Raw genomic sequence first — 13701 nt, forward strand, 5'->3', positions numbered from 1 at the left:
GCTCCTGGTTAACGAAAGGGCATGGGCCCTGTGAGTGATGAACGATCAGTGCCCGGCACCGCGTAAAAACGGCCGGCCCAGGTCCGCCGGAGCGGCGCTGGCGCGTCCCATAACGATCCAGGCCAGCAGCGCCACGGCGAACGGGGTGGCCATCAGCAGCGGCGCGGGAATGTCGATTCCCAGATACTGGCCCTGAAACTGCAGCGCCTCGAGCAGCCCCAGGGCCATGGCGACCAGCAATACCCGCAACGGCATCCAGCGCGCGAAGATAGCGATGGCGATGGCCAGATAACCGCGCCCGGAGGTCATGTTGTCGATAAACACGCCGCCCGAGGCCACCACGCACAGATAGGCGCCGCCCAGGCCCGCCAGCAGGCCCGTGAACAGCGTCGCGCCCAGGCGCAACCCGAGTACCGGATGGCCGGCCGCATCCAGCGCTGCCGCGTTCTCGCCCGCCGCGCGCAGCAACAGGCCAAGGCGGGTGAAGCGCAGCATCAGCCACAGCGCCATGGCCAGCAGCACCGCGAAATAGAACACCGGGCTCTGGGAGAACAACGCCCGGCCCACCACTGGCAGGTCCGCCAGCCACGGCAGTTTCATCAGGGTCACTGCCCGCAGCGAGCCTGCCGGTGGCGCGTCGCTGAGCACGACCTGGCGGATCAGCGAGGTCACGCCGATGGCGAACAGGTTGAAGCCAATGCCCATGACGATCTGATTGGCCCGCGCCAGCACCGTGCCCAGCGCCAGGATGGCAGCGGCGACCAGACCGCCGAGCATGCCGATCGCCAGCGCCGCCACCGGCGAGCCCGTCGATGCCAGGCCCACCGCCGACGCCACGGCGCCGAACAGCATCAAGCCCTCCAGGCCGATGGTGAAAACCCCGGCGCGCTCCGAAACCACTTCACCCAGGGCCGCCAGCAGTACCGGCACGCACAGCCGCACACCGCCGGCCAGGAACAGCGCGATGGTTACCGAGTTGATGTCCATACAGGTCTCCCTTTGGTGAGCATGACGCCGCTGATCACGGCCAGCAGCAGAATGGGCAGGCCGCTGAGCACGTCAGCCAGCGCCGCCGGGATCGACAGCGAGGTCTGCAAGGCGAGGGCAGCGTTGTTGATGGCGCCGAAGTACAACGACACGAGCACGGCACCGAAGGGTTCGAGCCCGGCAAGGAACGACACCGCGAGCCCTTCGAAGCCGAGCCCGGACGAGAAGCCATCGATCAGCCGATACTGCACGCCGAGCACCTCGAAGGCGCCGGCCAGGCCACCGATGGCCCCGGACAGCGCCATGCTCGACAGGATCATCTGCCCCGCCGATTGCCCCTGCAGGCGCACGAAGCCGGGGCTCTGACCGCTGGCGCGCAGCTTGAGGCCGAAGGCGGTGTGCTGCAGCAGCACCCACAGCGCGAGCGCAATCAGCACCGCGAGGATCACCCCAAGGTGCAAGCGGGTCCCGGCGATCAAGGGCAAAAACACGCCGTCGGCCGGCAGCTGCGCCGACATGTTGAAGGTCGAGCCGGCCGGGCGCATCGGCCCTTGCACCAGGTACTTCACCCAGTAGATGGCAATGAAGTTCATCAGCAGCGTAACGATGATCTCGTCGGCGCCGCGCCACAGTTTCAGCACTGCCGGGATCGCCCCCCAGAGGGCCCCGCACAGTGCGCCGCCTACGATTGACAGCGGCAGCAGCGCCGGGCCGATATCACCGAACGCCAGGTAAGGGAGCATGGCGCCCATCGCGCCCATTTGCAGTTGGCCCTCGCCACCGAGGTTGAACATGCCGCCGCGAATGGCCACCAGCGCGCCGAGCGCCACTAGCAGCCGTGGCGTCATGAACACCAGGGTGTCGGAAATCGTCCGGGCGTCGCCGAACGAACCCTCGACCGCCACCCGTATTGCCGCCATCAGCGGGAAACCCAGGCAAGCGATCAACGCCAGCCCCAGCAGCAGCGAGCCGATAAACGCACTCAGGGTGACCCGCAGCGACAACGGCACGCTGAGCCTGGCCAACAGCCCGCGCAACGCCACGATCGGATTTTTTGGTTCAGGCATCGACAGCCTCCGCAATGCTTGAATGAGTAGGGCGGCTCTGGGTCATCAACGGCCCGATGGCCGTGACCGACATGGCCGCGCCTGCGACCTCACCGGTGATGCGCCCGCTGTTGACCACCAGGATGCGGTCCGAGACGCGAATCAATTCATCGATGTTCGACGAGATGATCACCACGCAGGTCCCTTCATCGGCAGCCGCCGCCAGGCGCGTCAACACCGCTTCGGCGGCGGCTACATCCAGGCCGCGAGTGGGTTGGTAGACGACGATGATCGCGGCGTGCTGGTCCATGGCGCGCGCCACCACGATCTTCTGCTGGTTGCCCCCGGACAGCGACCGCGCAGGGCTTGAGTGAGAGTGCGTACGAATATCCGACGCGGCGATCATGGCCCTGGCCCGGTCGCCGATAGCGCGATGGTCGAGCAGGCCGAAGCGGCGATACTGCCCGGTCATGATCCGCGGGTAGAGCAGGTTCTGCGCCACCGACAAGTCCAGCGACAGGCCCTCGTGATGACGGTCCTGAGGCACCAGTGCGACGCTGATGTCAGGGCCGCTGCGCTGCACCTGCCCCGACTCTGGAATGCGTTGCCCGGCGAGCAACTCGAACAGCTCGGTCTGGCCATTGCCTTCAACGCCGGCCACACCGACCACTTCACCGGCACGCAAGACCAGGTCGATGGCGTGCAATCCCGGCGAACCGCTGCTCGGGCGCAACGTCGCGCCGGCCAGGCGCATGCGTTCGGCGCCGCCCTGGCGCTGGCGACCGATGCGCGCAGCGTTGGCCACGGCATGGCCGACAATGCGCTCGACCAGTTCTGCCGCCGTGGTGTCGGCAATAAAGCCGGTACCGTTGGTGCGCCCGCGTTTGAGCACGGTGTAGCGATCGACGTTGGCCAGCACCTCGTCGACGTTGTGGGTCACCACCGCCACCGCCGTGCCGCGCGAAGCAATGCGGCGCAGGGTGACGTAGAGGTTGTCGATTTCTACCGGCGTCAGGATGGTCGATGGCTCATCGAGCAACAGCACCCGGCTGTCATTGACCAGCGCCTTGAGAATTTCCACCCGCTGCTGCAGCGCCAGCGGCAATTGCCCGACGACGGCCGCCGGGTCGAGATCGATGCCATAACGCTCCATGAACGCCCGTACATCGCTGTGGCGGCGGAACAGTTTTTGTTGCGCACCCTTGGCCACCAGCGCCAGGTTTTCGGTCACGGTGAAAGGCATCACCAGCTTGAAATGCTGATGCACCATGCCGATGCCGTTGGCGATCGCATCGGCCGGGCGGCGATGCACCACCTGCCGCCCCTGCATCAGCACGCCGCCCGCGCTGGGCTCGTGCACGCCGTACAGAATGTTCATCAGCGTCGACTTGCCCGCGCCATTCTCGCCCAGCAAGGCGTGGATCTCGCCGGCCTGAAAAGCCAGCGACACCTGATCCAGAGCGAGAAAACCGTTGGGATAGCGTTTCGATACGTGATCGAGGGCAATGATCGGGGCGGCCATGGCGATCAACCTTCGATCTTGATCTTGCCGGCCTTGAGATCATCCATGACCTTCTGCACCATGGCCTGCACGCTGGCATCGACATGGGCGAACGGCATCATCAGCGACCAGCCGTTGGAAGCCAGGTTTTCCGTGACGATACGGTTGCCCAGTTTGCCGGCCGTGTACGCCTTGCCGATGTCGGCGTAGGACTTGCCGAAGTTCATGATCGTAGAGGTCATCACCGCGTTCGGGTAAGCCTTGGACTCGTCGCCATAGGAGCCGATAGTCAGCACGCCTTCTTCATCGGCAGCTTGCTGGATGCCGGCGTCGGCGGTGTCGGCGGCCGGGATCACGAAGTCGGCACCGCGAGCGATCACCCCGGTAGCGATCTCTTTGGCACGGGCCACGTCGACGAATGAGCCGACGTAGGCGCTATCGACCTGCACCTTGGGATTGATGAACGCCGCGCCCTTTTTGATGAACTGCACAGTGCGCTCGGCGGAGGGGATCGGCTCGCCGCTGATCACCGCGATGTGCCCGCTCTTGCTCGCCGCCGCTGCGAGGGCGCCGAGGACGAAACCGTATTCGTCCCAGTCCACCGACCAGGCGGAATAGTTGGCCAGGTTGGCGGTCGAGCCTTCATAGGAGTACAGCACGAACTGCGTGTTGGGGAACGACGGCGCCACTTCCTTGATCGCCGCCGAGTAGCCCGACGAATGCGCGATGATCAGTTTGACGCCGTCGGAGGCCAGTTGGCGCAGGGCGGCGGGTGCGGCTTCGTAGGAGGTGTGTTCCAGGTAGCTGGACTTCAGCCCCTGCTGGTCGGCCATGGCCTTGAAACCCGCATAACCGGCGGCGTCCCAGGTGCCCTGGGTGACGGTCTGGGTGAACAGCGCGGCGGCGCGCGGGGCGTCTGCCGCCTGCGCGAGGGTGCCGTAGCCGAGGGTTGCGGTCGCCGCGATTGCCAACATCGTTTGAACGTTCATGTCGAAATTCCTGATAGAGACGCAGGGGAGGCTTGAGGGGTATTCAGTCCAGCGGCAGGATCAAGGTCACGTCGATCTCGGCCAACAGCGCCGGATCCGCCAGCCCGGCTACCACCACGAAGGTGCTGGCGGGCAGGTCATGCCCGGCGAAGAAGGCTTCGCGGGCGCTATGCAAGGCAGGAATGGTTTCGCGCGACAGGGCGTAGGTGTTGAGCTTGACCACCGCTTCGGGGCCGACACCCAAGGCCGCCAGCGCGAGGCCGATGTTTTCCCAGATCTTGCGTGCCTGGGCCTCGATATCGTCTTTGCCGACCACCTCGCCCTCGGCGTCCCAAGCCACCTGACCGGTGAGGAATACCGGCTGGCCGACGCGCAACACGCCATGGTTGTAGTAGCTCTGCTGTTTCAGGCCGGCGGGGTTGAACGGACCTTGTTTCATCAGCGAGTCGCCTTTTGGTGAGCACGGGCGTGGGTCTGCACGCCGTGGTGTTCGAGCACTTCCAGCACCTCGGTGCCGACCGTGCGCAGGTCGTCGATGAAGTCGGGGACGATCACCGTGACGCCATCGAGCTGGGCGCCCTTGATGATTTCCGCCAGCTTGTTGCCGATGGTTTCCGGCGAGCCCACCAGCGCGGCGCGGGTCATCGAATTGCGTTGCTCGCCCTGGGACACGAAGCGCTGGGCCATGGTGTTCTGCTTGAAGCTCTTGTCCCCGGAGTACTCGCGGGTCTGGTTGTCGAGGGCGATGCTGTCGACGCCGGCGTCATACAACGCCACGCGCTCGCGGGCCTCGGCGTCGGTGGCGCCGGGGACGATGGTGAACAGGCCGTAGGTCTTGAAGTCAGGCTTGCCTTGTTGGGCGGCCAGCTCCTTGGCGCGCAGGCCGGTCTTGATGAAGTCATCGTGATCGGAGCCGAGCATGAAGCTGCCCGTGCAGTGCTGCATGGTGAACAAAAAGCCGCGATCCGAGGCGCCGGCGCAGATGATCGGCGGCGGCGTGACGGGCTTGGGGTTGGACATGCAGTCGATGAGTTCGTAGTGCTTGCCCTTGTGGTCGACGCGGTCTTCGGTCCACAGGCGCTTGAGCACGGTCAGCCATTCTTCGGCCAGTTCATAGCGCTCGGTGTGATCGAGGTCGACCCACAGGCCCATCTGCCCCTGATCGGTCGGGTTGGAGCCGGACACGATATTGAGGCCGAAGCGGCCTTTGGAGATCTGGTCGAGCACCGCCGACATCTTCGCTACCACCGCCGGGTGAAAGACCATGGTGTGCACGGTGCCCCAGACGCCGATGCGGCTCGTGGCTTCAGCGATGCCAGCCATGGTGGTCAGGCTTTCGAGGGTCACGTCCCAGTGCTGGGACGGGCCGCCGTAACCGCGCCATTTGGCCATGGAGAGGGCGAAATCGAAGCCCAGGTCTTCCGCCAGAATGGCCACTTGCTTGTTGTAATCGTAGGTGGCCGGCAGTTGCGGGCTGGTGGTGGAGGTGATCCAGCCGCCGTTGCCGACCGGCAGGAAAACCCCGAACTCGACGTTTTTGCTGTCGTTGCTGGGCATGATCAACTCCTTGCTCAATTGATTGAGGCGTCGATGGCGGCGAGCGTGCAGCCCGCCAAAAAATCGAGCGCGATGCGATTGAAAGCCTGGGGCTCTGTCTCCGAGAAACTGTGCCCGCCACGGGCCTCGATTTTCAGCTCGCTGCCGTTGATCGCATCCGCCAGCAGCCGCGATTGGTAAGGCGGCGTGAGGATGTCGTCCTGGGCGCAGAGCACCAGGGTGGGGATCTGGATTTTCCACAGCTGGGCGCTGGCGTCGTGGGCCATGATCGCGTCGATGCGCCGCAAGATGGTCTGCCGCGCCGGGAACCGCGCCACCGAGGCCAGCAGCGCCGGTGACAGCGCTTCGGCGTGATCGCGCACATGCTCCGGCGGATACAGGAACAGCGCGCTGCCGTGCACGTATTCTTCCAGCGGGCTGCCTTCGAGCAGGGCACGGCGCATGCGAAAGCACCAGTTGAAGTGCGCATCGGATTTCGACCAGCTGGCGTACTGCACCATGCCGGCCAGCAACTGCGGTTCGCGGGCAGCCAGCACCTGGCCGATGGCGCCGCCGGTGGAGTGGCCGATCAGCAGTGGCCGCTCAAGTTGCAGGCCGGCGATCAGCGCCTGCAGGTCATCGGCGAGCTGGGCGATGCTGTAGGGCTCGTCCGGATGGTCCGTGGTGCCGGCACCGCGTTGGTCGTAGGTGACCACGGTGAAGTGCGCCGCGAACGCTTCGATCTGCGGTGCCCAGTAAGCCGCCGTGCCGCCCAGGCCGGACACCAGCAGCAGCGCCGGCCCACTTCCGTAAATCTCGTAATGGGTGTTGATCCCATTGGTGACGATGCTCGGCATCTCGCTTCCTCTGTTCGGTGTCGGCCTGCATGTCAGCGGCGTGACATGTGCGGATGCCTTATTAATGCATGGGGCATCGGCTTGCCTGTAACCGCGATTGCTGCATGCCGTGTTGACCACAACGCAACACCCTCAGCGCGCGGCGCCCACAGGAAAACGGCTCTTGAGAAACTTCACGAAGGCGTTGGCGGCGTAGCTGGGCACGCGCTCCTGATGCACGCACACGGCGGAGCGTACGTTGCTGAACGACTCTTGATCGATCGTGATGGCGATCAGCAGCCCGGCATCGATTTCGCGTCGCGCGCTGATCTCCGGGCCGATGGTCACGCAGGTGCCCAGTACTGCCGTGGCGCGCAGGATGTCGAGGTTGTTGGCCTCGACGACGATGCGCGGTTTGTACAGGCGCGCCTCGGCGGTACGGTCGAACAGCTGGCGCAAACCGAAGCTGGGGCGGGGCAGGGCCAAGGGCTTTTTGCACAGCTGCTGCAGGGTCACCAGCGGCTCCCGGGCGAGCTCGTCATGCGGGCAGACCAGGCACACCACCGGCTCCTTGCGCTCGGCCACCACCTCGATTTCAAAGCGCAGCTCGGGGTTGTAGATGATGCCGATGTCGGTTTCATCGCGGATCAAGGCTTCGACGATCAGGTCGCTGGAGCAGGTAGTGACCTGAAAATCGATGCGCGGGTGCTGGGCCAGAAAGGCCGAGATCATCTCTGGCAGCAGGTTCGACAGCACGCCTTCCATGGCGTGGATCTTGACCTCGCCCTGGTCCAGCGAGCGAAACGCGGCGATCCCTTCGCGCACCCGCTCCAGATCCCTGAACAGCGTGCGGGTGTAGCGCTCGAGCATGACGCCTGCGGCCGTCAGTTCGACGCCACTATTGGTGCGTTCCAGCAGGGGCGCACCGAGTTGATGCTCGAGCATGGAGATTTGCCGGCTGACGGCGGAAGGGGTGACGTGCAGTCGGTCTGCGGCGCGGCGGATCGCCTTGGATTGCGCGACTTCGTTGAAGTAGCGAAAGGCGGTGAAGTTCAATTGAGCCTCCAGAAGCGCCACGCCTGTTGCGCTTTGGGCAACGGCTGGGGCATGGCAAGGCCATATGCCCGGAGCAGGATCGGCCGGGGCGATGGTGATGAAAGAGCTGGCGAGCCGGGATGTTCATCCTGCTGCCAAGAATGGCTGATCTCCCTATGTGGTGTGATCATGCACAAGTTGTGCCTTGTGCCTTGTCAGCGTCGCTGAGCGGCGCCGTGCAGTTTGAGGAGCGCCGTTGACCGCCCCTGCCCAGAGCGGGGATCCGTGGGCCCGAACATCCAAAGCAGCTGAATGTTCGGGCCCGATTGCTTTTTAAACCGTAGTTACCACTTTTGGCAGCGGTTGAGTTCTGCGGCCCATCATGCCCGCAACGGCCGAGACGATACCGGAGATGATCAAGGTAGTCACCAGTAACCAGCTCGCCTGCGAGACTCGCTTGGCCGCGACATCGGCGGCTTCACGCGCCTTGCGCTCGGCATCGGCCTTGAGCTGCTGGTACTTCGCATAGGCTTGCTGGTAGGCCTGTTGCGCCTGATCAACCATTTGATTGGCTTCAGCATCGGTTTTACCGGTTCGCGCCTTGATCAGATTGACCATTGCTTGACGGTCGGCGGCATCCCAGGCCTTGTCACCCTTGGCCTTGATGCGGTCAAGCAAGCCACTGAGCTGCTGATCGGCCTGCTGCGGGTTCTGGGCGCTGTTTTGCGCGGTATTCTTGGCATCATCGCCCGCGGCCTGCGCCTCTTGTTTGACATTGTCGGGGTTCAGCTCCGGCTTGCCGGTCTGACGCATTGCCGTTTCGAGTTCACCCTGAATATCGTTGAGGTTGAAGTCGATGCCCTGCTGGCGTAGTTGATCCTGGACGGTACTGCCGATCTGCGGCGCCACCTGGGCGATACCGCTGGCAGCCGCCGAAAGGCCGCTGCCAGCCAGGTTCATGCCGCCACGGACCACACCGGTCACGGCGCTGGACACCAGATAAACCGTTACCAGCGACACGGTGGCCCACACCAGCAAGCCGTGCAACGCGCCTTCACGCTGGGCCAGGCGGCCAGCGATCCAACCACCCACCAGCAGCGAGATCACGCCGCTGGCTACAACCCAGATGGCTGCGCCTTTGCCGATCCCGTCCAGCGGGTTGCCTTCCTGCAGGGGGTCGATTGAAGCCGAGCCGATCGCGGTACCGACCAGATTCAAGATCAGCGACACCACCATCGCCAGCACCACACCGGCAAAGATCGCACTCCAGGAAATCCGCTTGAGCAACGGAGCGGTCGCTGTTGGCGCGTCGGGGTAGTAGACCTGAGTGGTTTCGTTATCTCTTATCATGAGTTGTAGCCCTTTGGTGAATGTGTAATTCGTTGGGCGAATGAGTTCGCCGCTAATGGATTGAGCGGCCGGTTATGCGACGGTTCAAAACATTTAGCCGGCGGACGATAAGTAATTGTCGTGCGGGGTGTTTTTGCTTGTTTGAGGAAGGGTTCAATTGCATGAAAGGCGGCCCGTCAGAAGGTGACGTCGGCCTGTGGAGCGGCGCTGCCCGTCGACAAGAGCCTGCGATGCCGGCTGCACCAGCGTAATGACCCCGAGTCAACTCGCAGATCTGTGAGTACTAGCCCATTTGAATAGGGTTTACCCTCTTTTGGCCTTGAGGATTTTCCGGGCTTTACTGCGTCGCAGCACCTGCCGAAGCTGGCCAAAGGTACGGATCGATGAAAATCACTATTTGCCCGGCCAACCGTCTTCCGTTGGATATGCAGTATCAGCTGTTCTCTGGCCTGGTTCAGCGATGGTCAGCACTTCATACGACTCAGTGTGAGAATGATCATATTGTTGAAGTCGTGTTGACTGAAGAAGATAACGTCCTCGGTTATGCCGAAATCTACCGCTACCCACTGAGCGGCCATAGCACTCTCAGCAGCGTCTATGGGTTGCGCGGTGTGTGGACAATGCCAGATCGACGCCACTGCGGTGTAGGTCAGAAAGTGGTGGCGGCCGCCACTCATTACATAGCCAATAGCCCGATTGAGCTCGGGATCTTATGGTGTAGCCCGGTGCTTGAAGCCTGGTACGCAATGAGCGGATGGAAAGCGGCAGGCGCGAACTTTATTGAACGGATTGGCACTGTGCGGGGACAGGCAGCTGACCAGGATATCGCAATGGTATTACCGATTTCTGGCAAACGCCGACTGGGTATAGGTTTGCAGTCCCGGCGCCGAATGAGTCATTAGCCGATATTCGCATGGCTACGCGTAGCTGAAGCGTCAATGAATGACGGTGTTCGGTTACCATGCCGCTGTGATGGGCACTCGCTCAATGGCTGCCCGGTGAGATCAGGAATTTTCAATGCTGTTCGTCGTCATGCTCGGAGGCAAACACCCCAGAGCCAAGATCGAAGTCCACGATGTCGCGTTTGTGGTCGCCGACACCCTGGAAGCCGCCTATCCGCAATTGCGTGAAAGCTGGTTCGGCAGCCCCAAAGGCGTGCATATCGATTCATGGATGAAAGTCGATGGCGTCGAGAACTGGAAAGTCGAACTGAGCCCCCTCGCGCCATCGCCCGATTCACCCCGGCTGTATTTCATCAATCTGGGCGGCTACGAAGCTCGCGCCTTTGGCGAAGCCCATCATTACTTGCTGGTGGTGGCCCGCCACAAGGCCGAAGCCAAAGCCAAAGGCAAGCGCCAGATGCCGCGCCACTGGAGCCAGCCCCACACCGATGCGCTGTTCGATGTCGATGATTGCCTGCCGATCGATAAAGTCAGCGGGCGTTATATTCATCTGGTAGAGGGTGACCATGACGGCGTGGTGCAGGGCAATGATTACATCGTCATTTAGCCACTGCCGATCTCAAGAACATGCCTGTCCCTGTTTTGAGGTGGAAGCCTGTCCTGTCTTTACCGGTCATCGCTCAACGCAGACAATCCTCGACTCTATGAGTACAGGAGTTCAGGCGAAATGACATGGCAAGCATATGTAGACAGTTCCATCATGGAAAAGGGCTTTTTGGCGGGCGCTATCTCGGGCGCTGATGGTTCGCTATGGGCCGCTTCCCCGGATTTCTCCCTGGGCACCAATGAGCAATCGGTGCTGGCACCTGACGTGGATTTTACGTCATTGCTCCATCAGGATTTCTTTATATCGGGTGTCGGCTACAAGGCATTCCATGTCAGTGAGAGAAGTCTTTATGGCAAGGCCATCAATGATCAGAACGGATGCGTTGTCGTGAGGACGACGCAAGCAATAGTGATCGGTGTTTACGATGCAGCCCTGACGCCCAGTTCGGCGGCGATTATTATCGAGGGGCTGGCGGATTATTTTATCAACCTGGGGTATTGAAACTTTCCAAAAGGGCCGGGGCAAACGCCAGGTGCGGTTTCACCGGTGCCAGTGCTCCAATGCGATTCACCGGTTTGAATCGATATTTGTCTTCCGGCCCCCTCTTGCAACAAGGATAATCCCCACACCTTCCAGCCTTGAAGCACCCTCAGAGGTCGCACTCGGCTGGCCGGTGCCGTTCAATCCCTGCCCAATGGAGTCCTCTTGTACAAAGGTGTCGTTTTATCGGTTGCTTCGTCCTGCCTGTTTGCCTCGTTGTACTTCTACACCACCTTACTCAGCCCATTGGGCGGCGATGCGATTTTCGGCTGGCGCATGGTGCTGATGCTGCCGTTGGTGACCCTGTTCATGCTCGCGTGCGGTGAATGGCATCAGGTCCTGGCCATTTGCGCGCGGATCCGCGAGACACCGCGTCTGCTCGGCCTGCTGTGCCTGAGCAGCGCTTTGCTCGGCGCTCAGCAATGGCTGTTCATGTGGGCGCCGCTCAACGGTCACGGGCTGGATGTGTCGCTGGGGTATTTTCTGCTGCCGTTGACCATGCTGCTGGTGGGCCGGTGGCTGTATGGCGATCGCCTCACTTCATTGAAAAAAATCGCGGCATTGTGCGCTGCCGTCGGGGTGGCGAACGAGTTGTACCAGGTGGGCCGGATTTCCTGGGCGACGCTGCTGGTCGCGGGCGGACTGCCGCTGTATTTCATTCTGCGGCGCAAGCTGGCGACCGCGCATCTGGGCGGGCTGTGGTTCGATACCTTGCTGACCCTGCCGGTCGCCGCCTGTTTTGCAATGGGGCAGGGCGTTGAGCCGTTCCGTCAGGCGCCACATCTGTATGCCTTGCTGCTGGGGCTTGGGATCATCAGCGCGGCGGCGTTCATGTCTTATATCGTCGCCGGGCGGCTGCTGCCCTTCAGCCTGTTCGGCTTGCTGGGCTATGTCGAGCCGGTGTTGCTGGTGGGTGTGGCCGTGGCGCTGGGCGAGCAGATCAAGCCGGCGCAGTGGCTGACCTACTTGCCAATCTGGGCGGCGGTGGCAGTGTTGATCGCCGATGGTGGGCGTTATCTGTTGCGCACCCAGCGCACGGTCTGAATCAAGCGAATACCCGGTGTGAGCGTGGGGGATTATTTGTCGGTGGACGGCAACAGCACCGTCAACACCCCCAGCAGGGGCAAATAAGAACACAGCCTGTACACGTACTCGATGCCGTGACTGTCCGCCAGATAGCCCAGCAGCGCGGCACCGATGCCACTGAAGCCGAACATCAACCCGAAGAACACCCCCGCAATCATGCCGATATTGCCAGGCACCAGTTCCTGGGCGAAGACCACGATGGCCGAGAACGCCGACGCAAGCACAAAGCCGATCACCATGCTCAACACGCCGGTCCAGAACAGGTCGACATAGGGCAACGCCAGGGTGAACGGCGCCACGCCGAGGATCGAAAACCAGATCACCTTCTTGCGTCCGATACGATCACCGATCGGGCCGCCGAAGAAGGTGCCCAGCGCCACCGAGCCGAGGAACAGGAACAGATACAACTGCGAACTGGTCACCGACAGGTCGAACTTCTCGATCAGGTAGAAGGTGAAGTAGCTAGTAAAACTGGCCATGTAGAAGTATTTGGAAAACACCAGCAGTGCCAGCACCACCAGGGTCGCGGTCACGCGGTTTTTCGACAGGCCGTGGGTGGCCTTGGCGCCTTGCTTGAGCTTGAACAGGTTCAGGTGCTGGCGGTACCAGCGGCTCAGGCCGTAGAGCACACCGATGGCGAAGACGGCGAACAGCCCGAACCAGGCGACATTGCCCTGGCCATAGGGAATGATGATGGCCGCTGCCAGCAGCGGACCGAAGGCGCTGCCGGCGTTACCCCCGACCTGAAAGCTCGACTGCGCCAGGCCATAACGCCCGCCCGAGGCCAGGCGCGCGACGCGGGAAGTCTCCGGGTGAAAGGTCGAAGAACCGACCCCCACCAGTGCTGACGCGATCAGGATTGCCGCAAAGGTGCCGACGCAGGCCAGCATCACGATACCGATCAGGGTGCAGACCATACCGGCGGGCAGCAGCCATGGCTTGGGGTGGCGATCGGTGTGATAGCCGATCCACGGCTGCAGCAGCGAAGCCGTGAGCTGAAAGGTCAGGGTAATCAGGCCGACCTGGGTAAAGCTCAAGCCATAGTTGGCCTTGAGCATGGGGTAGATCGAGGGCAGCACCGATTGGATCAGGTCGTTGATCAGGTGCGCCAGCGCGCAGGCGCCGATCACGCGCATGACCAAAGGGCTGGCTTGGCTGGCGACCGAGGCGCTGGCCGATGGGGCGGTGGAGGTGGACATTGCAGATCATCCGGGCAGTGGAAGAGGGGTGCCAAGCCAAGGATCACCTGTCGGATCCTCGGGCTTGGCGCTATCCTAAAGACCGAA

The 13701-nt window shown here is 62.5% G+C and carries 14 protein-coding genes; 4 read left to right on the plus strand and 10 right to left on the minus strand.

What is annotated here, in order from left to right; all coding sequences use genetic code 11:
- Positions 1–45: 45 nt before the first annotated feature.
- The 9 genes from LIX93_RS21425 to LIX93_RS21465 form a co-directional block, all read right to left on the minus strand.
- Entirely contained in the window at positions 46–987 is a 942-nt protein-coding gene (locus LIX93_RS21425; RefSeq protein WP_226506065.1) for an ABC transporter permease, read from the minus strand.
- Positions 969–2054 (minus strand): ABC transporter permease, encoded by a 1086-nt coding sequence (locus tag LIX93_RS21430; RefSeq protein ID WP_226506066.1) that lies wholly within the window; start codon positions 2052–2054, stop codon positions 969–971. The genes LIX93_RS21425 and LIX93_RS21430 overlap by 19 nt, the downstream gene beginning before the upstream one ends.
- Positions 2047–3555 (minus strand): ABC transporter ATP-binding protein, encoded by a 1509-nt coding sequence (locus tag LIX93_RS21435; RefSeq protein ID WP_226506067.1) that lies wholly within the window; start codon positions 3553–3555, stop codon positions 2047–2049. The genes LIX93_RS21430 and LIX93_RS21435 overlap by 8 nt, the downstream gene beginning before the upstream one ends.
- A 5-nt stretch (positions 3556–3560) precedes the next feature.
- Positions 3561–4523 carry a BMP family protein gene (locus LIX93_RS21440; protein ID WP_226506068.1) on the minus strand — a complete coding sequence of 321 codons (963 nt, stop codon included), beginning with the start codon at positions 4521–4523 and terminating at the stop codon, positions 3561–3563.
- Between the two features lie 43 nt (positions 4524–4566).
- Complete coding sequence (locus LIX93_RS21445) at positions 4567–4962, minus strand: RidA family protein (protein WP_226506069.1); 396 nt, start codon at positions 4960–4962, stop codon at positions 4567–4569.
- Positions 4962–6080: an LLM class flavin-dependent oxidoreductase gene (locus LIX93_RS21450; protein WP_226506070.1), complete on the minus strand. Its 1119-nt coding sequence runs from the start codon at positions 6078–6080 to the stop codon at positions 4962–4964. The genes LIX93_RS21445 and LIX93_RS21450 overlap by 1 nt, the downstream gene beginning before the upstream one ends.
- Positions 6081–6094: 14 nt before the next feature.
- Positions 6095–6916 (minus strand): alpha/beta fold hydrolase, encoded by an 822-nt coding sequence (locus LIX93_RS21455; RefSeq protein WP_226506071.1) that lies wholly within the window; start codon positions 6914–6916, stop codon positions 6095–6097.
- A 132-nt stretch (positions 6917–7048) separates the two neighbouring features.
- Positions 7049–7951, minus strand: a complete 903-nt coding sequence (locus LIX93_RS21460; RefSeq protein ID WP_226506072.1) for a LysR family transcriptional regulator — start codon at positions 7949–7951, stop codon at positions 7049–7051.
- Positions 7952–8263: 312 nt separating this feature from the next.
- Positions 8264–9280, minus strand: coding sequence for a TIGR04086 family membrane protein (locus LIX93_RS21465; protein ID WP_226506073.1), 1017 nt, complete (start codon positions 9278–9280; stop codon positions 8264–8266).
- A 383-nt stretch (positions 9281–9663) separates the two neighbouring features.
- On the opposite strand from LIX93_RS21465, the gene LIX93_RS21470 reads away from it, so the two are divergent.
- The 4 genes from LIX93_RS21470 to rarD all read left to right on the plus strand — a co-directional run bounded on the left by LIX93_RS21470 (position 9664) and on the right by rarD (position 12373).
- Positions 9664–10182 (plus strand): GNAT family N-acetyltransferase, encoded by a 519-nt coding sequence (locus LIX93_RS21470; protein WP_226506074.1) that lies wholly within the window; start codon positions 9664–9666, stop codon positions 10180–10182.
- 115 nt (positions 10183–10297) lie between these two features.
- A complete protein-coding gene (locus LIX93_RS21475; RefSeq protein ID WP_226506075.1) occupies positions 10298–10789 on the plus strand; it encodes a DUF1543 domain-containing protein in 492 nt (163 codons plus the stop codon).
- 120 nt (positions 10790–10909) lie between these two features.
- Entirely contained in the window at positions 10910–11290 is a 381-nt protein-coding gene (locus tag LIX93_RS21480) for a profilin (protein ID WP_226506076.1), read from the plus strand.
- Positions 11291–11494: 204 nt separating this feature from the next.
- Entirely contained in the window at positions 11495–12373 is an 879-nt protein-coding gene (rarD, locus tag LIX93_RS21485; protein ID WP_226506077.1) for an EamA family transporter RarD, read from the plus strand.
- Positions 12374–12405: 32 nt separating this feature from the next.
- Here rarD and LIX93_RS21490 read toward each other — a convergent pair whose 3' ends face one another.
- Positions 12406–13614: an MFS transporter gene (locus LIX93_RS21490; protein ID WP_226506078.1), complete on the minus strand. Its 1209-nt coding sequence runs from the start codon at positions 13612–13614 to the stop codon at positions 12406–12408.
- Positions 13615–13701 lie beyond the last annotated feature (87 nt).

The sequence above is a fragment of the Pseudomonas sp. MWU16-30317 genome (assembly GCF_020515695.1).
In the GTDB taxonomy this organism is placed as follows: domain Bacteria; phylum Pseudomonadota; class Gammaproteobacteria; order Pseudomonadales; family Pseudomonadaceae; genus Aquipseudomonas.